Here is a 23,305-nt window from a genome sequence, read left to right as displayed (position 1 = left end):
GTTTGCGAGTTGCGTACGAGAAGCACTAGAGTCATTACCAACCAATCGTTTGGAGTACGAATGCCTCCCCTCAACCTGGCGATGCGCATGCTCGTCACCTGGTGCGCGCTGTTCCCCCTCGTCGTGATCGTGCAGTTCGCGTTGTCGGCCGTCTTGGAAGGTTGGCCAACGGTGCTGACGACGGCCCTGACTCTCGCGATCGTCGTGCCGGTCGCCGTCGCATGGGCAGTTCCGCTCGCGTCGAAGCTCGCCGCTCGGCTGCTTGCCCGTCGCCGGAAGCCGACCCCGTGAGGGCGCTTGTTCTCGGCGCGCGCGGCGCCGTCGGTCGCGTCGTCGTGCGAGAGCTCACCCGTCGTGGTCACGAGGTGACGACGGCGGGCCGCGATGCGTCGATGGACGCGCGGATCGATCTCGCCGCGGACGGCGGAATCGGCGCGCTGCGCGAGGCGATGGGATCTCACGACGTGCTCGTCAACGCCTCCGGGATCGAAGATCCTGCCCTGTCGGGCGTGGGCCCGCTCGTCGAGATCTCGGCGACGTCCGCCTATCTCGAGGCGCTCGCGCGCGCGTCGGGCGAACACGCGATCGTGCTCGGCGCCGGGCTCGCGCCCGGCCTCAGCACGATCCTCGTCGCGGAGGTCGCCGAGCGAGGTGACGACGTCGACCTCGGCATCCTGCTCGGCTCAGGCGAACGCCACGGGGTCGCTGCCGTCGCGTGGACCGAGGGTCTGATCGGATCCGATGTGTACGCGCCGCCGGAAGGCGGCAGAGCGCGCAATCTGCGCGAGAGTCACGTGTTCGACGGGCCGCACGGCAGGCGACGCTATCTGCGTGCCGACTTTCCGGATCACGTCCTGCTCGGGCCGTCGACGGGGGCGCGTGTCCGGAGCTACCTTGCCCTCACGAGCCGTGCCGCGACTGCGGCGCTGGGCGTTGCGGGGCGGATCCCGCCGCTGCGCGGACTCGTCGCCCGCGCTCCGCATCTCGGATCCGATGAGTGGGGGCTCGTCGCGCGCAACCGGCGTACGGGAAGGACTGCGGTGGCGTCGGGGCGCGGCCAGTCCGTGGCGACGGGCGCGCTCGCGGCCCTCGCCGCCGAACGGCTCGTCTCGGAGCACCCCCGTGGGCCGCTCCTCTTCTCGGACATCGTGGGGGAGGGCACAGCCCAGGTGTGCGTCGCGGAAGCGGTGTGACGGCGCGCGCTCACTGCGCGAACAGCCAGTCGAGGATGGTGTCGTTCGTATAGGTCGGGATCCACGATGCGTGGCTGAAGAGGGGAGTGGTGCCCTCGGGGAAGGTCGTGAAGATGTGATGGCCGCCGGCGGCCTCCGCCGCAGCTCGAGCGGACGCCGCGGACGACTCCTGCTCGGCATCGGGAGCGTCTCCGGCCCACTCGCTCCAGGTCACGTCGTGCCCCGCCGATTCGAGGGCGCGGAAGATCCGGTAGTCGGATCCGGCCACGTCGTAGGGAACGACGACGTCGTCGACCGAGTGGAGCGCCCAGATCGGCATGTCGCCGAGCGCGTCGACGGCCGCCTGCTCGTCGCCCGCTCCGCACACGAGGACGGCGCCCGCGAAGAGGTCGGCGCGCTGCGGCAGGATGCCCCACGATCCGTACGAGCCCATCGACAGGCCGGTCAGGTACACCCGGTCGGGGTCGATTCGCGGGTTGTCGGCGATCGTCTGCTCAACGAGCTCGATGACCGCGTGCTGCATCTGCGGATCCCACCAGGCACCCTTCGCGGGATCGGTCGGGTCCGCCTGGGGTGCGAGGACGAACGCGGGGTGGTCGGCTTGACGCTCGGGGTTCGCGAACGCCACCGAGAGCTGATTCCCGGCGATCTGGCTGAAGTTGTTCGTGCCGCTCTCGCCGTATCCGTGGAGCGTCACGACGAGGGGAACCCGTTTCTCCGCGTCGGAATCGGGTGTGAAAAGGCGATACGGCAGCACGACCTCTTCGTCCGAGGAGAACTCTCCTGCGGCGTAGTCGTCGACGACCGGGTTCACGACGGCGGTCGAGGTGATCGTGCGTCCGGGGTGTGCGTTCACGCGCTGATCGTCCCCACGGAGCGTGGACACCTGTTTCACCGTGTAGGAGCCGTCGAGGTCGTAGAACCGCGTGAAGTCGTCGAGGGGGAACGTTGCGGCGGCGAGTTCGTCGTTCGCGTCCAGCTCGAGGATCACGTACTCGCCGGGCTCTGAGATGCCGTCGGCGGCGGGGGTGGATGAGGTGTACGCGTCGACCACCGTGCGAGCACCCGCCGCGGTGTCGGCGTCAGGATGTGACAGCGACGCGTCGACAGTGAACGCGCTCTCGTCGATGTCGGACTCGTCGAGGGTGATCGTCGCGTTATAGCGAACGGCGACGGCTGAGACGATGTAGCCGACCGGCGTGACCTCGGTGATGACGGTCGCATCGATCGCTCGCGGCTGCGGGTGCTGACCGGGTGCGGCGTGTGCCGCCCCTCCCGAGATCGTCGTGCCGGCCATTGCCGCCACGGCGAAGGCTGCCGTGGACAGGGAAGTGCGCGTTGTCATCGTGTTCCTTGCTCGTCGGTGAGGTGGGTCCCGGCGCCGTGCGTCGTCGCGACGGTGTGATGTCAGGATGGTGCGGTCGATGAGAGAAGTCAACCGGTTGGCCGATAATTGGCTCATCCATCGGATCTCGCGAGACTGTCGATATCCGCCGTGCCCGTACGTCATCATGATGTCGGGTCGCTCGGCCCGACGTTCACGATCCGTCGCGAACCGGCGGAGCCGGGAGGAGAGATCATGAAGTACGCACTGCTGCTGATGGGCCACCACGACGACCCCGATTGCGGGGAAGACGGCGGCGCCGACCCGGAGGAGTTCTTCGCCTTCGACAAGGAGATCACGGAGGCGGGCGTGGTCGTCACGTCGTTCGCCCTCGAAGACCAGGATCAGGCCGTCAAGGTCTCGAGCGACGCGAGCGGGGAGCGCCTGACGACGTCGGGCCCCTTCGCCGAGGTGCAGGAGTTCGTCGGCGGGGGCTACATCATCGAGGTTGACGGCATCGACGAGGCGATCGCGTGGGCGAAGAAGAGCCCGGGCTCGGCGCCCGGCGGCCACGTCGAGATCCGGCCCGTCGCCCCGTATTGATCCGTGGATCCTGAGGAGTCGGGCGAGGCGCGGTCGCGGTCCGCGATCGCGGCGGTCGATCGCGCCACACAGGCGCGGATCGTCGCCGCCCTCGCCCGACGCTTCGGCGACCTCGACCTGGCCGAGGACATGCTGCAGGAAGCCGTCGAACGCGCGCTGCGCCGGTGGCCCGTGTCGGGGATCCCGGATTCGCCGGCCGCATGGCTCACGACCGCGGCGACGCGGGCCGCGCTCGACATTCTCCGGCGCGACGCCCTGCGGGCGCGGAAGCTCGCGCAGCTGGGTGCCGAGGCCGAGCGGGCGCCGACGCCCCCTGGATCAGAGGACCCCGCCCGGCTCGTGGCGGAACGCGACGCCGAGGCCATCCCCGACGATCGGCTCGGGCTGTTCTTCGCCTGTGCCCACCCCCTCCTTGCTGCGGACGACCGCCTCGCGCTGACGCTGCGCTTCGTCGGCGGACTTGCGACGACCGACGTCGCGCACGCGCTGCTCGTCCCCGTCGCGACGATGCAGCAGCGCATCACACGGGCGAAGAAGCGGATCCGCACGCTCGGGATCCGCTTCGAAGCGCCGAGCGCGACCGAGGTGCGGGCGCGCCTGCCGATCGTGCAGCGCGTCGTCTACCTCGTCTACGCGGAGGGATTCTCCCGTTCCTCAGGCGAGGAGCACATCCGAGACGACCTCACGGCGGAGGCCGTGCGCCTCGCGCGCCTGCTGCGCGAGCTCATGCCGGGATCCGCCGAGGCGACGGGTCTGCTCGCCCTTCTGCTCCTCACGGAGGCGCGCCGTCCGGCGCGGCTCGACGCGCAGGGGCGCCCTATCCCTCTCGCAGACCAGGACCGCGGCCTGTGGCGCGCGGACCTCGTGACGGAGGGGCTGCGTCTGGCCGAGCGCGCGGCGGGGAGCCCCCGAGCGGGTGCGTATGCAATCCAGGCCGCGATCGCGGCCGTGCACGCCGAGGCTGCCTCGTACGACGAGACCGATTGGGCGCAGATCGCGGTGCTCTACCGGATGCTCGCGGCCTATGACGACGGCCCGGTCGTGCGCCTCGGCGAGGCCGTCGCCCACGGGCGGGCGCACGGTCTCGACGAGGGGATCCGCCGTCTCGATACCCTCGCGGACGACCCCGCCCTGGCCCGCCTCCGTCCCTTCCACATCGCCCGAGCGGTCACACTTTCCGAGTTGGGACGCCGAGACGAAGCGGCGCGTGCCTACCGAGAGGCCCTCACCCTCCCCGGCAACGAGGCGGAAGAGGCCTACCTTGCGTCCACTCTCGCCGGCCTGGACGAGAACGGATGAGGTGACGACCGCAGGTCGTCGGGATCGCAAGCGAAGCGCCGCGATCCCGTCCCGCCCCACAAAAAGGGGAGCCGGCGTCAGAAGCGGAGCGATGTCCATCCCGGCGACCGCTGGCTCGGGCCTGGCGGGCGCGCGAGGGACGAGCGCGCGGGATCGCGGTCGCCGGGATGGGCATCGCGCAGCGCACGCAACCAAGCACCGATCAGAGAGAGCCCTACGACACCAGCTCTCCGAGCTCCAGCCAGCGCTCCTCCAGCCCGTCGATCTCCTCCTGCAGCCCGCGCAGCCGCTCGTTCAGCGCGCCGAGGCCCTCGAAGTCACCCTGATCGTGCGCGGCCATCTCGTCGTGAGTGCTGCGCACCTTCTTCTGCAGGTTCTCGAGCTTGCGGTCGATGGCGCTGAGCTCCTTCTCGGCGGCGCGGCGGTCGGCGCCGGAGAGCGCCGGCTCCTCCGATGTCGTGGCGCGAGCGTCGCCGGGGGAGGATCCGGTGGCCTCCTGCTCGCGGCGCAGCTGGAGGTACTGGTCGACACCGCCGGGAAGGTGTCGCAGGCGGTGGTTCATGACGGCGTACTGCTGGTCGGTGACGCGCTCGATGAGGTAACGGTCGTGGCTGACGACGAGGAGCGTGCCGGGCCAGGAATCGAGGAGGTCCTCCATCGCGGCGAGCATGTCGGTGTCGAGATCGTTGCTGGGCTCGTCGAGGATGAGCACGTTCGGCTCGTCGAGCAGAACGAGCAGCAGCTGCAGGCGGCGCTTCTGGCCGCCCGAGAGATCCTTCACAGGGGTCGAGAGCTCGCTCGAACGGAAGCCGAGGCGCTCGAGCAGCTGCGCGGGGGTGAGCTCCTTGCCGCCCGCGACGTATGACGACTTCTGCTCGGCGAGCACCTCGCGCACCCGCAGATGGGCGACGCCGTCGAGCTCGCGCAGGCGCTGATCGAGGTACGCGATCCGCACCGTCTTGCCGCGCTTGACGCGGCCGGAGCTCGGAGCGATCGCACCCGAGATGAGCCCGAGCAGGGTCGATTTTCCCGCGCCGTTGGCGCCGAGGATCCCGGTGCGCTCGCCCGGCGCGATGCGCCACTCGACGTCGGCAATCACGTCGGTGCCGTCATAGGAGACCCCGACGTCGAGCAGATCGACGACGTCCTTGCCGAGCCGAGCGGTCGCCAGCTGGGTGAGCTGCACCTGGTCGCGCACCGGCGGCTCGTCGGCGATGAGCTCGTTCGCGGCGTCGATGCGGAACTTCGGCTTGGATGTGCGGGCGGGGGCGCCCCGGCGGAGCCACGCGAGCTCCTTGCGCATGAGGTTCTGGCGCTTCTCCTCGGCGAGATCGCGCTGGCGCTGGCGCTCGACGCGCTGCAGCACGTAGGCGGCGTATCCGCCCTCGAAGGGATCGACGATGCCGTCGTGCACCTCCCACATGCGGGTGCAGACGGCGTCGAGGAACCAGCGATCGTGCGTCACGAGAAGGAGAGCGCCCTGGTTCGCGGGCCAACGGCGCGAGAGGTGCTCCGCGAGCCACGAGATGCCCTCGACGTCGAGGTGGTTCGTCGGCTCGTCGAGGGCGATGACGTCCCACTCTCCGACGAGAAGGCGGGCGAGCGCGACGCGGCGTCGCTGACCGCCGGAGAGGCTCGAGACATCGGCCGCGAGGTCGAGATCGCTCGTGAGCCCGCGCAGGACGTCGCGGATCCGCGGGTCGCCCAGCCACTCGTGCTCGTCGGCGTCGCCAACGATGGCGTGCTGGACGGATCCTTCGGGAGGGAGATCATCGTCCTGCGAGAGCATGCCGACGCGAAGCCCGCCGCGCCGGGTCACGCGACCCGAGTCGGGCGACTGCTTCTCGGTGAGGATCCGCATCAGGGTCGACTTGCCGTCGCCGTTGCGTCCGACGATGCCGACGCGGTCACCCTCGGCGATGCCGATGGTGACGCCGTCGAGGACGACCTTCGCGGGGAATTCCGCGCGCAGGTCCTCGCCGCCGATCAGATGTGCCATAGAGGAGTTATCCGTTTCCGTCGAAGGAGACGAGAAGATGGCGCAGGAGTGCGCCGAGTCGTCTCTGGTCGGAGGAGGTCATGCCGCCCAGCAGATCGGATTCGGCGTCGATGAGCCGCGTGATCGCGGCATCGACGCGCGTGCGTCCCTCGTCGGTCAGGGTGACGAGCGCGCCGCGGCGGTCGTCGGGATCCGCGGAGCGGTCGACGAGCCCGCGCTCGCGCAGGCGGTCGATCCTGTTCGTCATCGTGCCGCTCGAGACGAGCGTCTGCTGCAGCAGCTGTTTCGGGCTCAGCCTGTAGGGATCGCCTGCGCGCCGGAGCGCGGAGAGGACGTCCCACTCCCATGGTTCGATCTCGGTGCGGCGAAACGCATCGCGCCGGGCGCGATCGAGGTGGTGCGACAAGCGATCGACACGCGAGAGCACCTCCATGGGGGAGAAATCGAGGTCGGGTCGCTCGGCGCTCCATGCGCCGACGATCCGGTCGACCTCGTCCTGTTCACTGGCCATCATCCGATTATCTCGCGCCCGCGACCTTGCGGTGTCACACGGAGACGCATGCCAAACTGGTGGGGCGGCCTGACGGGCCGTGGTCCGCCATGGTGTAATGGCAGCACGACGGCCTTTGGAGCCGTGAGGTCCGGGTTCGAATCCTGGTGGCGGAGCGTGACTGAGCAGAACCTCGCAATCGTTGTCCTGGCGGCAGGGCGCGGCACGCGCATGAAGTCGGCGACGCCCAAGGTGCTGCACCGCATCGGCGGTCGCACGCTCCTCGGCCACGTGCTGCGGTCGGCCGAGTCGCTCGGCGCCGAGCTCGTCCGCGTCGTCGTGCGGCACGAGCGCGACCTCATCGCCTCGTCCCTGGAGGATCACCCGGGCGTCGTCGCGGTGGATCAGGACGAGATCCCGGGAACAGGGAGAGCTGCGCAGCTCGGCGTCGAGGCGCTGCCCGCCGATTTCTCGGGCGACGTGCTCGTCCTGTCGGGGGATGTGCCGCTGATCGAGGTCTCCACATTCCAGGCGATGCTCGACGAGCACCGTCGGCGCGGCGCCGACGCCACCCTGCTCGGCGCCGAGCTAGAGGATCCGCAGGGCTACGGGCGCGTTATCCGCGGCGGCGACGGCATGGTCGAGCGAATCGTCGAGCAGCGTGACGCGTCGGCGGAGGAGCTCGCGGTCTCCGAGATCAATCCCGGCGTCTACGTCTTCCGTGCGCCCGCCCTGCGCGGTGCGCTCGCGCGGGTCGGAACCGACAACGCGCAGGGCGAGATGTACCTGACGGACGTCATCGGGATCCTCCGCGCCGCGGGCGGCGGCATCGCGGGGGTGACCGCGCCGGACGCGGCGGCGGCGCTCGGCGTCAACGATCGTGTGCAGCTGGCCGACGCGGCGCGGATCCTCAATCAGCGCGTGATCCGCCGGTGGCAGCTCGAGGGCGTGACGATCCAGGATCCGCAGACGACGTGGATCGACGACACGGCAACGCTCGCGCGCGACGTGACGATCCTGCCGAACACGCATGTGCTCGGCGCGACGTCGATCGCCGAGGGCGCGACGATCGGCCCGGACACTTCGCTGTTGGACGCCGAAGTGGGGGAGCGGGCGACTGTCCGCCGCAGCGATGTCACGCTGGCCGTGATCGGAGCGGACGCGAACGTCGGACCGTGGGCGTACCTGCGCGCGGGGGCCGAACTGGCCGACGGGGCGAAGGCGGGGACGTTCGTGGAGGTGAAGAACTCGACGGTCGGTGCGGGCAGCAAGGTGCCGCATCTGTCGTACGTCGGAGACTCGGATATCGGCGAGGGCGTCAATCTCGGAGCCGGGGCGATCACGGCGAACTACGACGATGTTCACAAGCACCGCACCCGGATCGGCGACCACGTTCACACGGGCTCGCATACGGTGATGATCGCGCCCGTTAGACTGGGCGATGGCGCGAAGACGGGCGCAGGTGCGGTCATCCGGAAGGATGTGCCGGCCGGAGCGCTGGCGATGAGCGTGGCCCCCCAGAGGAATCTCGAGGGTTGGGTCGAGAACAACAGAGCGGGAACCCCGGCGGCCGACGCGGCGGCCAGGGCCCGACGCGCAGAGAAACAGGCCGATGGCGAGTAAGAACAAGACGGTTGACCTCGATCTCGACCGGGGCATCGCGCCCGGAATGGAGCAGAAGACCCGCAAGCGGATGGTGGTGGTGACCGGACGGTCGCACCCCGAGCTCGCCGCCGACATCGCCGAGCACCTCGGTATCGGTCTCGCGCCGACCGAGCACCGCACCTTCGCCTCCGGCGAGATGTACACGCGCTTCGCGGTGTCGATGCGCGGAACCGACGTCTTCCTCGTGCAGTCGTTCGGCGAGAAGATCAACGAGGATCTCATGGAGATGCTCATCATGCTCGATGCGCTCAAGCGCGCGTCGGCGAAGCGGGTGACGGTCGTCGTGCCGTACTACCCGTACTCGCGCCAGGACAAGAAGGGTCGCGGCCGCGAGCCGATCTCGGCCCGCCTCATCACCGACCTCATCTCGACGGCGGGCGCCGACCGCATCATGAGCGTCGACCTCCACGCGTCGCAGATCCAGGGCTTCTTCAACGGACCGGTCGATCACCTCTTCGCGAAGCCCGTTCTCGAGCGTCACTTCGTCGACACCTTCACAGAGGACGAGCGTGAGACGCTCACGGTCGTCTCGCCCGACATGGGTCGAGTGCGCGTCGCCGACACGTGGAGCGACTCGCTCGACGTTCCGCTGGCGATCATCCACAAGCGCCGCGACCCCACCGTCGCGAACCAGGTGTCGGTGCACGAGATCGTCGGTTCGGTCGCAGGGCGCACCTGCCTGCTCGTCGACGACATGATCGACACGGCGGGCACGATCGTCAAGGCCGCCCAGGCACTCAAGGACAACGGCGCCAAGAAGGTCATCGTCGGCGCGACGCACGCTATCTTCAGCGATCCCGCGAGCGAGCGGCTGCAGGACGCCGCGATCGACCGCGTCGTCGTCACCGACACGGTGCCGATTCCCGAACGTCGCCGCTTCGAGAAGCTCACGGTGCTGTCCGCGGCGCCGCTGCTCGCGCGCGCGATCCAGGAGGTCTTCGACGACGGATCCGTCACGAGCATGTTCGACGGAGCCGCCTGAGGCACATCGCCATAGCCGAGCCCGCGCGGCTGGTCGCCGCACCCAGCGGAGGGTTTGTGCGCTCCGGAGGGGCTGATCTGTCGTCTGGGTCCTCTGGGGTGTGGTTCTCCTCCGGTGAGCGCGGCCCCCGTCGCACGTGGCGGAGGGGTTGTGTGTTTCGGAGGGGTTGATCTGTCCTCTGGGTCCTCCGGGGTGTGGTTCTCCTCCGGTGTGCGCGGCCCCCGTTGCACGTGGCGGAGGGGTTGTGTGTTTCGGCGGGCAGGTCCGTCGTCTGGGTCCTCCGAAATGTGGTTCTCCTCCGGTGAGCGCAACCCCCGCCGCAGGTGGCGGAGGGATTGTGTGTTCCGGAGGGGCAGGTCCGCCGTCTGGGTCCTCCAGAGTGTGGTGTCTGTCCGTGTGTGCGCGGTCCTTCTTCAGGGTGTGCCTGCACGCGATGGAGGGTTTGTGTGTTCCGGAGGGGCTGAACCGTACTCTGGGTCCTCCGGGGTGTGGTTCTCCTCCGAATGAGCGCGGTCTTCCTCCGCGTGTGGGCGTGGGGCTTCCGGAACGTGGCGCAATGTTCGCCTTCGAGAACCGGCGAGGTGTGGGTTTCGGGTGACGCGCAACGTGCTCACATCCGGCTGATTTGCTGATCGATCCACAGGCGCCCCGGAATCACGCGGATCCCGCTCTGCGTCGCACGGCGATATTCGACACGCTCGGCGAATGAAACTCGTCGAAATCGTCCGCCGTCGCGGCGGCGTCTGCCGCACGGCCGATCTTCTCGCTCTGGGGATCACACGAAACCGCGTCCGCGCGGCGGTTGCCTCAGGAGCTCTCCACCGACCGCGCCAGGGGTGGGTCGCGTTGCAGAACGCGGATCCGATGCTTGTGGCGGCTGCTCGTGCGGGCGTCGTGTTGACGTGTCTGACGCAGGCAGCACGAATCGGACTGTGGTCGCAGGAGTCCTCGATGCATCACGTCGCCGCGCCGCCCCATGCCGGCCGCGTGGACGTCGATGAACTTCATGCCCGGGTGCACTGGTCCGAGCCATTGGTGCCGCGCGTGCCGGGCGTGCTCGTGGATCCCATCGAGAATGTCCTCACGATTCTCGCGGCGTGCGTGCCGGAGGAGCAGGCGCGGGCGACGTGGGAGTCCGCGCTCCGGAAGAAGTACGTTGACATCGAGGCGCTGCGCCAGCTTCCGCTGAGTGGGCGGGCCCGTCGCATCGCCGAGATCGTGACGCCATTCTCGGATGCTGGCACCGAGTCCATCGTCGTGCATCGGCTGAGGTGGTTGGACGAGCGCATCCTGCAGCAGGTGGTGATCGCGGGCCATCGCGTCGACATCCTCATCGGTGAGTGCCTCGTCATCCAGATCGACGGCGGGCACCATATCGGCGCGCAGCGTGACCAGGACAACGCGCACGACGCTCGCCTGCGTCTCATGGGATATCACGTCATCCGCGTGAGCTACGCGCAGATCATGAATGAGTGGCCCGTGGTGCAGGATCTGGTCCTGCGCGCCATTGCGCGTGGCCTGCACCGCTTCTCGCGCGGCTCCCGCCGCGTCGCGGGCTGAGCATGGATCTGCGCGGCCGCTCTGGTCGCGCAGAGGAGGAGGGCGATGTCGTTGTGGAGGGGATCTGCCTTCGGGAGGGTCTTTGTGTGGGGGTGGGTCCTCCGGTGTGGGGATCTCCTCCTTTCGCGCAGGCGAGGGGATTCGCGTGCGGACCCGGCTGGTTGTCGCTTCCGCTGGTTCAGGGGAGGAGGGCGGTGTCGTTGTGGAGGGGATCTGCCTTCGGGAGGGTCTTTGTGCGGGATTGGATCCTCCGGAGCGGTGATCTCCTCCGGAGCGGGGACTCCGTCCGTCGAGGGAGTCAGTCCGCTGCGTGGAATCTCCTCCGTAGAGGGTCTCTTCCCTCGGGCGTGTGTTCTCCGGAGCCTGGGTCTCTTCCTATTCCCGGGAGCACCGTCGCGGCCCCTCCTCTTGGACGTGGGGTCTCTGCGCGGGGCCCAGACAGGGTACGCGAGCGTGTGTTCCCGCGCGTCCTGCCTCGCCACTGCGAACGTGGCGGGAGGTGCTCAGGAGTTGCGCACCCGCTCCTGCATTGCGAGGATCCGGCGTTCGGCGCCGTTCGCGAGGGCGTCAGGGAGGGCGTTCACGCGGAACCAGCGCACCTCCTCCGACTCGTCGCTGACCGCCACGGCCGCCCGCGGATCCGCGAGCACGGCGATCCCGACGTCGAGGTGCGAGGCACAGGCGCCGAAGCGGTTGCCGAGCGTGTGGTGGTCGAGGTCGTAGGCGCCGGGGAGCTGCACCGATGCGCGGTCCGTGCTGGTCTCCTCCTCGAGCTCGCGCAACGCGGCGTCGACGATCGATGCGTCGTGACCCTCGATGTGTCCGCCCGGCTGCACCCAGAACTGCCCCTTGCCGTGGAAGACCAGCAGTGTTCGGGAGAGATCGGGAGAGAAGACGAGAGCGGAAGCCGTTGCGTGATCCGGTGCCGTGTCCCGATGCATCGGGATGAGCTCGCCCGAGAAGTGCGACCGGAAAGACGCGTGCGCGACGCGCTCTCCCTCGGTGCGCGGATCCCATCCGTCGATGAGGAGAGTGATGTGCCGCGCCGGACTCGGGTAAGGCGTCGTATTCGTCATCGGATGACAGCGTACGGCGTCCGCTTGATCTCACAGCGCAGGCATAGCTCGCGCCATAGCGAACGCATAGGAGTCGGCGCACAATGGAAGCCATGACGACGAACTCTGCGACTGGATCCGCTCTGACACGCCCCGACGGCTCGCCCGTGCGCGTGCTCGTGGTAGACGACGAGCAGATGCTTACCGATCTTCTGTCGATGGCGCTGCGTATGGAGGGGTGGGAGGTGCGCACTGCGTCGAGTGGTTTCGAAGCGCTCGACGGTGTGAAGGAGTTCGATCCGGATGCCCTCGTGCTCGACATCATGATGCCCGACCTCGATGGCATGTCCGTTCTGCAGCGCCTGCGGCAGCAGCAGAACACCGTCCCGGTTCTCTTCCTCACCGCGAAGGATGCCGTGAGCGACCGCGTTGCGGGGCTGACGGCCGGCGGCGACGACTATGTCACGAAGCCGTTCAGCCTGGAAGAAGTTGTCGCCCGGCTGCGCGCGCTCATGCGTCGCTCGGGGACGGCGCTTTCTGCCGAGGTCGAGCCGATTCTCCGTGTCGGAGACCTCAGCCTCAACGAGGACAGTCACGAGGTGATGCGTGGGGAGGACGAGATCGAGCTCACAGCCACCGAGTTCGAGCTGCTTCGGTTCCTGATGCGCAATCCGCGGCGCGTCGTGTCGAAGTCGCAGATTCTCGATCGCGTGTGGAACTACGACTTCGGGGGCAGATCGAGCGTGGTCGAGCTCTACATCTCCTATCTGCGCAAGAAGCTCGACGCGGGGCGGGAGCCGCTCATCCACACGGTGCGTGGTGTCGGATACATGATCAAGGCGCCGCAGTGACCAAGCGCGCGCTGCAGCAGCCGGATCCGGACGACGCCGGCGCGCCCGGCGGGTCGCGTCTGTCGCTGCAGTCGCGCCTGATGCTGACGGTCTTCTCGATCGTCGCCGTGATCCTTCTCGTGGTGTCGATCGTCACGGGCGTCATGCTCAACAACGTCCTCAACTCACAGGTCGACAGTCGCGTGAGGGACGCGTCTCAGAGCCTCCGCTCCGATTTCGGAATCACGATGCTCGACGGCACCGCCTCCGAGCAGCTCGAACGATCGCACGCCCCTCCCGGCACGCTGCTCGTGATCCGAAGTCCCTTCACGGGAACGACGGGCGCGGTTGTCGGCGACGACTATGAGCGGTACACGCTCAGCCGGGATCAGAACGAGCGTGTCATCGAGGCGACGGAGGACACGATCGGCAGCCTGACGACCGTCTCTGTTCCGGGAGTCGGCACGTTCCGCGCAGCGGCTCTCACGGCGACAGGCTCGCAGGAGACAGCGGGAGCCTTCGGCATGTCGACGACCGCCGAGAGCTTCACCCTGCGCACGATGCTCTGGGCGATTGGTTTCGCGACGATCGGCGGCATGCTCCTGCTGGGCATCGCCACCTCCGGCGTCATCCGCGGCGGCCTGCGACCTCTGCGCGCCATCGCCCAGACGGCGACGCGCGTTTCGCGACAGCGCCTTGATCAGGGCGATGTGTCCATCTCCGAGCGCGTTCCGGCTGAGCAGGCCGATCCGGGAACGGAGGTCGGACAGGTCGGATCCGCCCTCAATACGCTCCTCGACCACGTCGAGGATTCCCTGGCAGCGCGACAGCGCAACGAGGAGACGATGCGTCGCTTCGTCGCCGACGCGAGCCACGAGCTTCGCACGCCGCTCGCGTCGATCCGCGGCTACAGCGAGCTCTCGCTGCGCGACGGCACGCTGAGCGAGACGAGCCGGCAGTCGCTGCAACGGATCGAGGCCCAATCGCAGCGGATGACGGGGCTCGTCGAGGACCTGCTGCTGCTCGCGCGTCTCGACGAGGGCAGCGACCTCGTCTACGACATGGTCGACCTCACCCAGCTTGTACTCGATGCCGTCGCCGATCAGGCGATGGCGGGCATGGAGCACGACTGGGGCGCCGATGTGGGGGAGGACCATGTGTTCGTCGCGGGCGACAGAGCCCGGCTGACGCAGGTGGTCACGAATCTGCTGGCGAACGCTCGGACGCACACGCCCGAAGGCACCGAGGTGACGGTCTCGCTGCGAACCGAAGGTGAGGGATCCGCGACGCGCGCGATCCTCGCGGTGCACGACACCGGACCGGGCATCGCACCCGAGCTGCAGAAGACGCTCTTCACGCGCTTCGCGCGCGGCGACTCCAGCCGCGCCCGCAAAACGGGCGGATCCGGGCTCGGCCTGTCGATCGCGAAGGCGCTCGTCGAGGCCCACCACGGGACGATCTCGGTCGAGAGCGAGCCGGGATCGACGACGTTCACGGTGGTGCTTCCGGCGAAGCCGGCATCTGCGGACCCGCCAGCGGACGCCCGATGAGACGAAACGGGCCGGGCGAAGATCGCCCGGCCCGTCTCGTCGTCACGTCGTCAGTGCGTGTCTTCCGCCTCGATCTCGGTGCGGTCGCCCGACCAGAGCGTGTGGAAGGTGCCGTCCTTGTCGATTCGCTTGTAGGTGTGCGCACCGAAGTAGTCGCGCTGGCCCTGCACGAGGGCGGCGGGCAGGCGCTCGGCGCGGATCCCGTCGTAGTAGGCCAGCGACGAGCTGAACGCAGGCGAGGGGATTCCCGCCTGCGTCGCCGCGATGACGACGCGGCGCCATGCGGCCTGGCCGCGCGTGAGAGCGTCGGCGAAGTACGGAGCCGTCGCGAGGACGGGCAGGTCGGCCTGCTCGGCGTATGCGTCGGCGATGCGGTTGAGGAACTGCGCGCGGATGATGCAGCCCTCGCGCCAGATCTTCGAGACGGCGCCGAGGTCGATCGTCCAGTCGTACTCGGCTGCGCCCGCGCGGATCTCGTCGAAGCCCTGCGAGTACGCGATGATCTTCGAAGCGAACAGGGCCTGGCGCACGTCCTCGATGAACGCGTCGGCGTCGGCGACCTCGAAGGCCTCCTCGGGGCCGGGGAGAGTCGACGCGACGGCGCGCTGCTCCGGGTGCGATGAGAGCGAACGAGCGAAGGTCGCCTCGGCGATCCCCGAGACTGGCACGCCGAGCGCGAGGGCGGTCTGCACGGTCCACGCGCCCGTTCCCTTGGCACCTGCCTGGTCGAGGATCACGTCGACAAGCGGCTTGCCGGTGTCGGCGTCGACCTGCCGTAGCACCTCGGCGGTGATCTCGATGAGGTACGACTCGAGTTCGCCCTTGTTCCACTCGGCGAAGACATCGGCGATCTCGGCGGGCGTCTTGCCGGTGCCGCGGCGGATGAGGTCGTAGGCCTCGGCGATGAGCTGCATGTCGGCGTACTCGATGCCGTTGTGCACCATCTTCACGAAGTGCCCGGCGCCGTCGTGGCCAATGTGCGTGACGCACGGCTCGCCCTCGGCGACCGCCGCGATCGACTTGAGGATCGGCCCGAGCGTGACCCAGGACTCATCGGATCCGCCGGGCATGATCGAGGGGCCGTTGAGTGCGCCCTCTTCGCCGCCCGAGATGCCGGCGCCAACGAAGTTGATGCCCGTCTCGCGCACCGCCTTCTCTCGGCGGATCGTGTCGGGGAAGTAGGCGTTGCCGCCGTCGACGATGATGTCGCCGGGCTCGAAGACCTTGACGAGTTCGTCGATCACGGCGTCGGTTCCGCGGCCCGCCTTGACCATGATGATCGCCGTGCGGGGCTTCGACAGCGACGCTGCGAACTCCTCGTACGAGAAGGCCGGCAGGAAGCCCGCTTCGGGGTGTTCGGCGACGAGGTCATCGGTCTTCTCGCGGCTGCGGTTGTACACCGCGACCGTGTTGCCCTCGCGGCTGGCCAGGTTGCGGGCCAGGTTCGAGCCCATCACGGCGAGGCCGACGACCCCGATATTGGCTGCGGCAGCGTTCACGCACGACTCCTTAGAGAGGGAGGATCAGGATCCCCCCAGGTTAGTCGCTCCGCGATCACCGCGCGTACGGCGGTGATGTGAGGGCACACCTCAGTCGTCGTACGAGGCCTGCCGACCGAGGGAGAACATGGCGCCGATTCCCGTGATGGCGCCGGCGACGGTGAGCGCAGCGATGACGAGTCCGAGGATGTGCGAGGGATCCATGAGAAGGCGGCTCCGAGCGAGAAGAAGGGGCGGTATGCGCGTCAGGCACGCGCGAAGTCGATTCTATCGGAGGCATCCGGTACGATGAGAAACGACCTCGGCGAGGGACGCGCTTTGCGTGTCCGTTATCGACGCGGTGATGTTGACCGGATTCGGTCTCCTCACGCAGTGCGTTCGAGTCGAGAACCCCCGATCCATCCACGCGGTCGGCATCGTCGCCGCGTGCCACACCAGGAGTGACCATGAGCGACAACAACAAGCTCTCCGTAGATGTCCGCACCGAGTTCGGCAAGGGCTTCGCGCGCCGTCTGCGCGCCGCAGGCAAGATCCCGGCCGTCCTGTACGGCCACGGCAGCGACGTGCAGCACCTCGCGCTGCCCGGGCACGAGACGAGCCTCATCGTCCGTCACGCCAACGCGGTGATCGACCTCGACATCGACGGCAAGAACCAGCTCGCGCTCGTCAAGGACGTGCAGCGCGACCCGGTGCGCTCGGTCATCGAGCACATCGACCTCGTGATCATCAAGCGCGGCGAGAAGTTCACGGTCGACGTGCCGTACCTCACGGAGGGCGAGCCGTTCGCGGGCACCTACGCGACGCAGAGCGCTTCGTCGATCTCGATCGAGGCCGACGCGATGAATATCCCCGAGCACATCGTGGTGAACATCGAGGGCCTCGAGGATGGCACGCACATCTACGCGAAGGATCTCGACCTTCCCGAGGGCGTCACGCTCATCGACGACCCGGATCTGCTCGTCGTCTCGATCTCGACGCCGTCGGCTTCGGATGAGGACGAGTCGGGCGAGAGCGACGAGTCGGGCGAGGAAGCTGGCGAGGCCTCGGCCGAGTAAGCACTGGCATATCGTTCGAGGGGGTGCGGCGTCGCCGCACCCCCTCGTTTCGTCTTCACGTCTCACGGAGGCAGACATGACCGACAGGTGGCTCGTAATCGGGCTCGGCAATCCCGGACCTCGCTATGAACGGACGCGCCACAACATCGGGCAGATGGTCGTCGACGAGGTCGTTGCGCGGCGCGGCGAGTCGTGGAAGCAGCACAAGGCGGGCGCGCGCGTCGTCGAGACGTGGCTGCGCCCGGGCGGGCCGAAGCTCGTGCTCGCGAAATCGAACGGCTACATGAACACGTCCGGCGGTCCGGCCGCGGCGCTCGCGAAGTTCTTCACGGTTCCTCCCGACCGCCTCATCGTCGTGCACGACGAGCTCGACGTCCCCTTCGACGTCGTCAAGCTCAAGTCGGGCGGTGGGCACGGCGGACACAACGGCATCCGCGATATCGCGAAGGCCCTCGGCACGCCCGACTTCGTGCGCGTGCGGGTCGGGATCGGGCGGCCGCCGGGCCGTCAGGATCCGGCCGATTGGGTGCTCGGCGAGTTCGCTGGCGTCGAGCGGAAGAACCTCCCGATCCTCATCTCGGACGCGGCCGATGCGACGGAGCTGGTGGCGGAATCGGGGCTCGTCGCCGCCCAGCAGAAGGTCCACGCCCCGAAGGCCTGACGCAGCCCTTCATTTCTGGCACATCCCTGCGCGAATTCCGCCGCGGAGATGTGCCAGAAATGATGATCTGGGGTCACCCGACGAACGGGACGAGGCCGAGGAGCCCCGCCAGCAGTGCCTCCTGCATGAACGCGGCGAGGACGATCCAGCCCGTGCTGGCGATCACGATCGCGAGAACGCCCCACAGCCGGCCGCGGTCGAGCGACGTCGCGACGATGCCCTGCACGAGTCCCCAGAGTGCGACGAGAGCGTGCAGAATCCACGCGATCACGAGGATCCCGAGGGCGATTCCGGCGCGCCCGAGGCTCTCCCAGAGCTGCCCCTGTGCCACCTCGAGGAGCGCGTCGGGGTCGGTCGCGTTCGCGATCAGATCCGGATAGTCGCTCAGGCGCAGGATGCGGCCGAGGGAGAACCCGGCTAGCCAGATTCCGACGGCGCCGATCGCGACGGCAGCTGCGGCGGCGACGAAGGCGACGATTCCGAGGGTGCGGCGCCTCGGGCGAGGGGCAGCAGGAGAGGCGGTCACGCGCCCAGGCTACCGACGCCTCGTAGACTTGTGCGGTGACTCTTTCCGGGATCCTGCGCGCCCTCGACACGTCCGAGTCGTTCCGGGAGGCTTTCCAGGCGACGTCGGTCGACTCCGAGCTGTCGCTCGTCGACGGCCTCGACGCGCCGGGCCTCGCGGCCCTCCTCGCCCGCCGCCTTGAGTCGGGCCATCCGCCCGTTCTCGTGGCCCTCGCGCCGACGAGTCGCCGTGCCGAGTCGATCGCCGCCTCACTGCGCGCGCTCGTGCCGGAATCGGAGGTGCGCGAGCTGCCCGCGTGGGAGACGTTGCCGCACGAGCGCCTCAGTCCGAGCCCCGAGACGGTCGGCCGCAGGCTCGAGACGCTGCGCGCCCTCGCCACGTGGGATGGTGCGCGGCCGCTCGTCGTGACCGCGTCGATCCGCTCGGCGATCCAACCGATCGTGCGCGGGCTCGGCGACGCGGCTCCTATCTCGCTGTCGGTCGGCGGGCGCGATCTGTGGTTGGAGGAGATCGTCGAGCGCCTTGTCGAGCTCGCGTACCACCGCGTCGACATGGTGTCGCGGCGCGGCGACTTCGCCGTGCGAGGCGGGATCCTCGACGTGTTCCCGCCGACGGCGCCGCATCCCTACCGCGTCGAGTTCTTCGGCGATGAGGTCGACCAGATCCGTGAGTTCTCGGTCGCGGATCAGCGCTCGGTTCCGGGCGAGGTCGACCGCGTCGAACTCACGGCGAGCCGGGAACTGCTGCTCACTCCCGAGGTGCGGCAGCGCGCCCGCGAACTCCAGGGCGAGTACCCCGGCATCGCGCAGATCCTCGAGAAGATGGCCGAGGGGATCCCCGCAGAGGGGATGGAGTCGCTGTCCAATCTCGTCGCGGGGCCTCTGCTGTCGTTCATCGACTACGTGCCGGATGGCGCGGCCGTCGCCCTCGTGGATCCCGAGCGGGCTGTTTCTCGGGCCGTGAGCCTCGCGGAGACGAACGCCGAGTTTCTCGAGGCCGCCTGGAGCGCTGCCACGGCCGGCGGGGAAGCGCCCGTCGACCTGTCGTCGGGTGGTTTCTTCGCCCTCGACGATCTGCGTGAAGCGGCGCGCGAAGCTGGTGGTGTCTGGTGGACGCTGAGCCCGTTCGACTCGGGTCTCGGCGCGATCGAAGCAGAGCTTGCGGACGCCGCTGATCGTGTGTCGATCGGGGGCGCGCCGACGCGCGTCGCAGGCGACGCGATCCCGTCTTTTCAGGGGAACGTGGAGGGCGCGACGGAGCACGTGGAAGGGCTGGTGCGCGACGGGTGGGCCGTCGTTCTCGCGGCCGCGGGCTCCGGACTCGTCGAGCGAGCGCGCGATGTGCTCAGCGAGAAGGGCGTCGCGGCGCGCATCGTCGACGACCTGGATGCGGCCCCCGATAAGGGCGTCGTCTCGCTCGTGTGCGCCGAGGTGGAGCGGGGATTCAGCTCGGACGAGGCGAAGCTCGCCGTGCTCACGGAATCGGAGTTCTACGGCCGCGCGGCGACGGGACACCAGCAGGGGCCCAAGAAGCTCGCGTCGCGGCGCCGAAACGTCGTCGATCCGCTGCAGCTGAAGCCCGGCGACCCCGTCGTCCACGCGACGCATGGGATCGGGCGCTTCGTCGAGATGGTGCAGCGCGAGGTGACGACTGGCGGCCGAAATGCCCAGAAGACGACGCGCGACTATGTCGTGCTCGAGTACGCGCCGTCGAAGCGCGGCTATCCCGGCGACAAGCTGTTCGTCCCGACCGACCAGCTCGATCTGCTGTCGAAGTATGTCGGCGGCGAGAGCCCGCAGCTGTCGAAGATGGGCGGATCCGACTGGTCGCAGGCGAAGAAGAAGGCGCGGCGGGCGGTCCGGGACATCGCGGTCGAGCTCGTGAAGCTGTACTCGGCGCGCATGGCATCGAAGGGGCATGCCTTCGGCGCCGACACGCCCTGGCAGCGCGAGCTCGAAGAGGCCTTCGCCTTCGCCGAGACACCTGACCAGCTGCAGACGATCGATGAGATCAAGCGCGATATGGAGCGCGAGATCCCGATGGACCGCCTTCTGTCGGGCGACGTCGGCTTCGGCAAGACCGAGGTTGCCGTGCGTGCCGCCTTCAAGGCGATCCAGGACGGCAAGCAGGTCGCGATGCTCGTGCCGACGACGCTCCTCGTGAAACAGCATCTCGAGACGTTCGCCGATCGTTTCGCGGGCTTCCCCGTGACCGTCAAGGCGCTCAGTCGATTCCAGACCGATACGCAGGCGCGGGAGACGATCCGCGGCCTCGCCGATGGATCCGTCGACATGGTCATCGGCACGCACCGGATCCTCACGCAGGGCGTGATCTTCAAGGACCTCGGGCTCCTGATCGTCGACGAGGAGCAGCGCTTCGGCGTCGAGCACAAGGATGCCCTGAAGAAGCTCAAGACGAACGTCGACATCCTCGCGATGAGCGCGACACCCATTCCCCGCACACTCGAGATGGCGGTGACGGGGATCCGCGAGATGTCGACGCTCGCGACGCCGCCCGAGGAGCGCCATCCGATCCTGTCGTACGTCGGTCCGTCGAACGACAAGCAGATCGCGGCCGCGATCCGGCGCGAGATGCTGCGTGAGGGGCAGGTGTTCTACGTGCACAACCGCGTGACGAGCATCCAGAAGCTCGCGAATCACCTCGCCGAGCTCGTTCCCGAGGCGCGCGTCGCCGTCGCGCACGGGAAGATGAGCGAGGGGCAGCTCGAGCAGGTCGTCGACGATTTCTGGGAGCGGAAGTTCGACGTGCTCGTGTGCACGACGATCATCGAAACCGGCATCGACATCCAGAATGCGAACACGATCATCATCGACCGTGCCGACAAGTACGGTCTCGCACAGCTGCACCAGCTGCGTGGGCGCGTGGGGCGCGGGCGTGAACGCGCCTACGCCTACTTCGTCTACGACGAGACCAAGCCCCTGAGCGAGACGGCCGCCGACCGGCTCGAGACGATCGCCGTGCACAACGATCTCGGGAGCGGGATCCAGGTGGCGATGAAGGACCTCGAGCTGCGCGGCGCCGGAAACCTGCTCGGAGCCGAGCAGGCCGGGCACATCGAAGGTGTCGGCTTCGACCTGTATCTGCGCATGATCGGCGAGGCCGTGAGCGAGTTCCGGGGCGAGGACAACGACGGGCCCGTCGAGCTGCGGCTCGAGCTGCCGATCGAGGCGCGGATCCCCGACGACTACATCGACAGCGAGCGGCTGCGCCTCGAGGCCTATCAGAAGCTCTCGGCGGCTGCGACGGCGCAGGCGTCCGACGACGCGATCGACCTCGTCGTCGACGAGCTGACCGACCGGTACGGTGAGCCGCCGGCGACGGTCGACGGCCTCGTGCGGGTCGCGCGCCTGCGCCGCCGCGCCGCGCAGTCGCAACTGACCGACGTCGTCGCAATGGGGAAGAACCTGCGCATCGCACCGGCCGCCCTGCCCGATTCGATGCAGGTGCGGCTGAAGCGGCTTCACCCGGGCGCGAAGATCGTCGCGGGCGGAGACGCACTCCTTGTTCCCTTGCCGCAGGCAGGCGGGGCGTCGCTCGACGACACCGGCCTCGTTACCTGGGTGGGCCAACTGCTCGACGCGATCTTCCCACTGCCCACCCATGTGGACGCGGGGCCTGCGAAAGACGCAGCGGCCCAGTAATCTGACAGGCCAGAACGGCACGTGCCGATAAGGTGGAATCGGTGTGCCGGGAAGTCTGGTCGGCGTCGCGAGTCTTCATGGTTCGCGATCCTCTGACGATCCGAAAGGTATTGATGCACCTCCTTCGTTCCGAGCGCTTTCCCGCGTTCCTCCTGCTCGGCGCCGCCGCGCTGGGCCTGCTCTTCGCCAATCTCCCGTTCGGTGACGAGATCATCCACTGGAGCCACACAGAGATCGGTCCCGAGTCGCTCGGGCTCCACCTGTCGCTCTCGCACTGGGTCGCGGACCTGCTGCTGGCGGTGTTCTTCTTCGGCGTCGCGGTCGAGCTGCAGTACGAGATGACGCGTGGTCAGCTCAACAGCGCGGCCAAGGCGATCAAGCCCGCGATCGCCGCCGCAGGTGGTGTCATCGTGCCGATCGCGGTCTACCTGCTGATCGCCGGGGGCTCCGAGACGGCGGCCGGCTGGCCGATCCCGACGGCGACGGATATCGCGTTCGCGCTCGGCGTGCTCGCGATGTTCGGCAAGGGCCTGCCGACCAAGGTGCGCGTCTTTCTTCTCGCGCTCGCGATCATCGACGACATCGTCGGCATCGTGTTCATCGCGGTTCTCTTCGCGACCGATCTCGACTTCCTGATGCTCGGACTCGGCATCGCGAGCGTCGTCGTCTTCGCGATCCTCAGCCGCATGCGCTCTCGCGAGAATCAGGCCGTGATCGTGCCGCTCATGATCGTGGTCGCACTCGTTGCCTGGGCGTTCATCTACCTCTCGGGGGTGCACGCGACGATCGCGGGAGTGCTCCTTGGCCTCGTGATCCGTCAGGACGAGGGTATGCACGCCCGCCACGCGCTCGAGCCGTGGACGAACGCCGTGATCCTGCCGATCTTCGCGTTCTTCTCGGCCCTCGTCGCTATCCCGCAGGTGTCCATCGACGAGATCTCGCCCGCGCTCTGGGGCATCCTCGTGGCACTGCCGGTCGGGAAGCTGATCGGCATCACTCTGTTCGGCTGGCTGGCGATGTTCGTCGGCAGAAAGAAGGGCGAGAAGCCCGAGTTGTTTGTCGCCGACATCCTGCCGGCAGCCGCGCTCGGCGGCATCGGCTTCACCGTGTCGCTTCTGCTATCGCGCCTCGCGTTCGACGACCCGACGGTCGCCGACGAGGCCGTGATCGGCGTGCTGCTCGGATCCCTCATCTCGCTCGTGCTGGCGGCGATCTTCGTCGCGGCTCGCGCGCGCAGCTACCGCCGCGCCGCCGTCGACGCCTGACGCGCCCGAGTCCGCACGTCTTCCCCGAGTCCGCAGCGAATTGCGCCCGACCCGGGGAAGACGTGCGGACGTGTCGGGGACACGTAC

General features: G+C 68.5%; 19 protein-coding genes and 1 tRNA gene. 14 read left to right on the top strand and 6 right to left on the bottom strand.

What is annotated here, in order from left to right; all coding sequences use genetic code 11:
* Positions 1-60: 60 nt before the first annotated feature.
* Positions 61-291 carry a hypothetical protein gene (locus tag C0012_RS01060; RefSeq protein WP_110588606.1) on the top strand — a complete coding sequence of 77 codons (231 nt, stop codon included), beginning with the start codon at positions 61-63 and terminating at the stop codon, positions 289-291.
* Complete coding sequence (locus C0012_RS01055; protein ID WP_110588607.1) at positions 288-1,193, top strand: NAD-dependent epimerase/dehydratase family protein; 906 nt, start codon at positions 288-290, stop codon at positions 1,191-1,193. Before C0012_RS01060 ends, C0012_RS01055 begins: the two co-directional genes overlap by 4 nt.
* 10 nt (positions 1,194-1,203) lie before the next feature.
* Here the strand turns inward: C0012_RS01055 and C0012_RS01050 are convergent, their stop codons facing one another.
* Entirely contained in the window at positions 1,204-2,538 is a 1,335-nt protein-coding gene (locus C0012_RS01050) for a PHB depolymerase family esterase (protein ID WP_110588608.1), read from the bottom strand.
* A gap of 234 nt (positions 2,539-2,772) precedes the next feature.
* Here C0012_RS01050 and C0012_RS01045 point away from each other — a divergent pair, with 234 nt between their 5' ends.
* Together C0012_RS01045 and C0012_RS01040 are read left to right on the top strand one after the other, a co-directional pair.
* Positions 2,773-3,120 (top strand): YciI family protein, encoded by a 348-nt coding sequence (locus C0012_RS01045; RefSeq protein ID WP_110588831.1) that lies wholly within the window; start codon positions 2,773-2,775, stop codon positions 3,118-3,120.
* Positions 3,121-3,123: 3 nt separating this feature from the next.
* Positions 3,124-4,419 (top strand): RNA polymerase sigma factor, encoded by a 1,296-nt coding sequence (locus C0012_RS01040; protein WP_110588609.1) that lies wholly within the window; start codon positions 3,124-3,126, stop codon positions 4,417-4,419.
* A gap of 214 nt (positions 4,420-4,633) precedes the next feature.
* Here C0012_RS01040 and C0012_RS01035 read toward each other — a convergent pair whose 3' ends face one another.
* Both C0012_RS01035 and C0012_RS01030 read right to left on the bottom strand, forming a co-directional pair.
* The gene (locus C0012_RS01035; protein WP_110588610.1) at positions 4,634-6,418 is read right to left on the bottom strand and encodes an ABC-F family ATP-binding cassette domain-containing protein; all 1,785 of its coding nucleotides are present in this window, start codon (positions 6,416-6,418) and stop codon (positions 4,634-4,636) included.
* A gap of 7 nt (positions 6,419-6,425) precedes the next feature.
* The gene (locus tag C0012_RS01030) at positions 6,426-6,929 is read right to left on the bottom strand and encodes a MarR family winged helix-turn-helix transcriptional regulator (protein ID WP_110588832.1); all 504 of its coding nucleotides are present in this window, start codon (positions 6,927-6,929) and stop codon (positions 6,426-6,428) included.
* A gap of 83 nt (positions 6,930-7,012) precedes the next feature.
* On the opposite strand from C0012_RS01030, the gene C0012_RS01025 reads away from it, so the two are divergent.
* The 4 genes from C0012_RS01025 (at position 7,013) to C0012_RS01010 (ending at position 11,115) form a co-directional block, all read left to right on the top strand.
* Positions 7,013-7,084, top strand: a tRNA-Gln gene (locus C0012_RS01025).
* A 1-nt stretch (position 7,085) separates the two neighbouring features.
* Positions 7,086-8,531: a bifunctional UDP-N-acetylglucosamine diphosphorylase/glucosamine-1-phosphate N-acetyltransferase GlmU gene (glmU, locus tag C0012_RS01020; protein ID WP_110588833.1), complete on the top strand. Its 1,446-nt coding sequence runs from the start codon at positions 7,086-7,088 to the stop codon at positions 8,529-8,531.
* Positions 8,521-9,555, top strand: a complete 1,035-nt coding sequence (locus tag C0012_RS01015) for a ribose-phosphate diphosphokinase (RefSeq protein ID WP_110588611.1) — start codon at positions 8,521-8,523, stop codon at positions 9,553-9,555. Before glmU ends, C0012_RS01015 begins: the two co-directional genes overlap by 11 nt.
* Positions 9,556-10,260: 705 nt before the next feature.
* Positions 10,261-11,115, top strand: coding sequence for a type IV toxin-antitoxin system AbiEi family antitoxin domain-containing protein (locus tag C0012_RS01010; RefSeq protein ID WP_110588612.1), 855 nt, complete (start codon positions 10,261-10,263; stop codon positions 11,113-11,115).
* 503 nt (positions 11,116-11,618) lie between these two features.
* Here C0012_RS01010 and C0012_RS01005 read toward each other — a convergent pair.
* Positions 11,619-12,191, bottom strand: a complete 573-nt coding sequence (locus C0012_RS01005) for an NUDIX hydrolase (protein ID WP_110588613.1) — start codon at positions 12,189-12,191, stop codon at positions 11,619-11,621.
* An 83-nt stretch (positions 12,192-12,274) separates the two neighbouring features.
* Between C0012_RS01005 and C0012_RS01000 the strand changes: the two genes are divergently transcribed.
* Complete coding sequence (locus tag C0012_RS01000) at positions 12,275-13,021, top strand: response regulator transcription factor (protein WP_408631122.1); 747 nt, start codon at positions 12,275-12,277, stop codon at positions 13,019-13,021.
* A complete protein-coding gene (locus C0012_RS00995) occupies positions 13,018-14,550 on the top strand; it encodes a sensor histidine kinase (protein ID WP_332835666.1) in 1,533 nt (510 codons plus the stop codon). The genes C0012_RS01000 and C0012_RS00995 overlap by 4 nt, the downstream gene beginning before the upstream one ends.
* 50 nt (positions 14,551-14,600) lie before the next feature.
* Here C0012_RS00995 and gndA read toward each other — a convergent pair whose 3' ends face one another.
* Entirely contained in the window at positions 14,601-16,049 is a 1,449-nt protein-coding gene (gndA, locus tag C0012_RS00990) for an NADP-dependent phosphogluconate dehydrogenase (protein ID WP_111466929.1), read from the bottom strand.
* A 446-nt stretch (positions 16,050-16,495) separates the two neighbouring features.
* Here gndA and C0012_RS00985 point away from each other — a divergent pair, with 446 nt between their 5' ends.
* Together C0012_RS00985 and pth are read left to right on the top strand one after the other, a co-directional pair.
* The gene (locus C0012_RS00985; protein WP_110588615.1) at positions 16,496-17,104 is read left to right on the top strand and encodes a 50S ribosomal protein L25/general stress protein Ctc; all 609 of its coding nucleotides are present in this window, start codon (positions 16,496-16,498) and stop codon (positions 17,102-17,104) included.
* A 76-nt stretch (positions 17,105-17,180) separates the two neighbouring features.
* Positions 17,181-17,765 (top strand): aminoacyl-tRNA hydrolase, encoded by a 585-nt coding sequence (gene pth, locus C0012_RS00980; protein ID WP_110588616.1) that lies wholly within the window; start codon positions 17,181-17,183, stop codon positions 17,763-17,765.
* Between the two features lie 73 nt (positions 17,766-17,838).
* On the opposite strand, the gene C0012_RS00975 is transcribed toward pth, so the two are convergent.
* A complete protein-coding gene (locus C0012_RS00975; protein WP_110588617.1) occupies positions 17,839-18,291 on the bottom strand; it encodes a hypothetical protein in 453 nt (150 codons plus the stop codon).
* 35 nt (positions 18,292-18,326) lie between these two features.
* Between C0012_RS00975 and mfd the strand changes: the two genes are divergently transcribed.
* Complete coding sequence (gene mfd, locus C0012_RS00970) at positions 18,327-21,953, top strand: transcription-repair coupling factor (RefSeq protein WP_198411036.1); 3,627 nt, start codon at positions 18,327-18,329, stop codon at positions 21,951-21,953.
* A gap of 113 nt (positions 21,954-22,066) precedes the next feature.
* Positions 22,067-23,218 (top strand): Na+/H+ antiporter NhaA, encoded by a 1,152-nt coding sequence (gene nhaA / locus C0012_RS00965; RefSeq protein ID WP_110588618.1) that lies wholly within the window; start codon positions 22,067-22,069, stop codon positions 23,216-23,218.
* Positions 23,219-23,305: the final 87 nt, after the last annotated feature.

The organism is Microbacterium suaedae (assembly GCF_003254645.1).
Taxonomy (GTDB): domain Bacteria; phylum Actinomycetota; class Actinomycetes; order Actinomycetales; family Microbacteriaceae; genus Microbacterium; species Microbacterium suaedae.
This window is presented reverse-complemented; position numbering and strand designations above follow the sequence as displayed.

Excerpts from the sequence above, each read along its gene's own strand:
- C0012_RS01060 (WP_110588606.1), top strand. The coding sequence starts at position 61 with ATGCCTCCCCTCAACCTGGCGATGCGCATGCTCGTCACCTGGTGCGCG.
- C0012_RS01050 (WP_110588608.1), bottom strand. The coding sequence starts at position 2,538 with ATGACAACGCGCACTTCCCTGTCCACGGCAGCCTTCGCCGTGGCGGCA.
- C0012_RS01045 (WP_110588831.1), top strand. The coding sequence starts at position 2,773 with ATGAAGTACGCACTGCTGCTGATGGGCCACCACGACGACCCCGATTGC.
- C0012_RS01035 (WP_110588610.1), bottom strand. The coding sequence starts at position 6,418 with ATGGCACATCTGATCGGCGGCGAGGACCTGCGCGCGGAATTCCCCGCG.
- C0012_RS01030 (WP_110588832.1), bottom strand. The coding sequence starts at position 6,929 with ATGGCCAGTGAACAGGACGAGGTCGACCGGATCGTCGGCGCATGGAGC.
- C0012_RS01015 (WP_110588611.1), top strand. The coding sequence starts at position 8,521 with ATGGCGAGTAAGAACAAGACGGTTGACCTCGATCTCGACCGGGGCATC.
- C0012_RS01010 (WP_110588612.1), top strand. The coding sequence starts at position 10,261 with ATGAAACTCGTCGAAATCGTCCGCCGTCGCGGCGGCGTCTGCCGCACG.
- C0012_RS01005 (WP_110588613.1), bottom strand. The coding sequence starts at position 12,191 with ATGACGAATACGACGCCTTACCCGAGTCCGGCGCGGCACATCACTCTC.
- C0012_RS01000 (WP_408631122.1), top strand. The coding sequence starts at position 12,275 with ATGGAAGCCATGACGACGAACTCTGCGACTGGATCCGCTCTGACACGC.
- C0012_RS00985 (WP_110588615.1), top strand. The coding sequence starts at position 16,496 with ATGAGCGACAACAACAAGCTCTCCGTAGATGTCCGCACCGAGTTCGGC.
- pth (WP_110588616.1), top strand. The coding sequence starts at position 17,181 with ATGACCGACAGGTGGCTCGTAATCGGGCTCGGCAATCCCGGACCTCGC.
- nhaA (WP_110588618.1), top strand. The coding sequence starts at position 22,067 with ATGCACCTCCTTCGTTCCGAGCGCTTTCCCGCGTTCCTCCTGCTCGGC.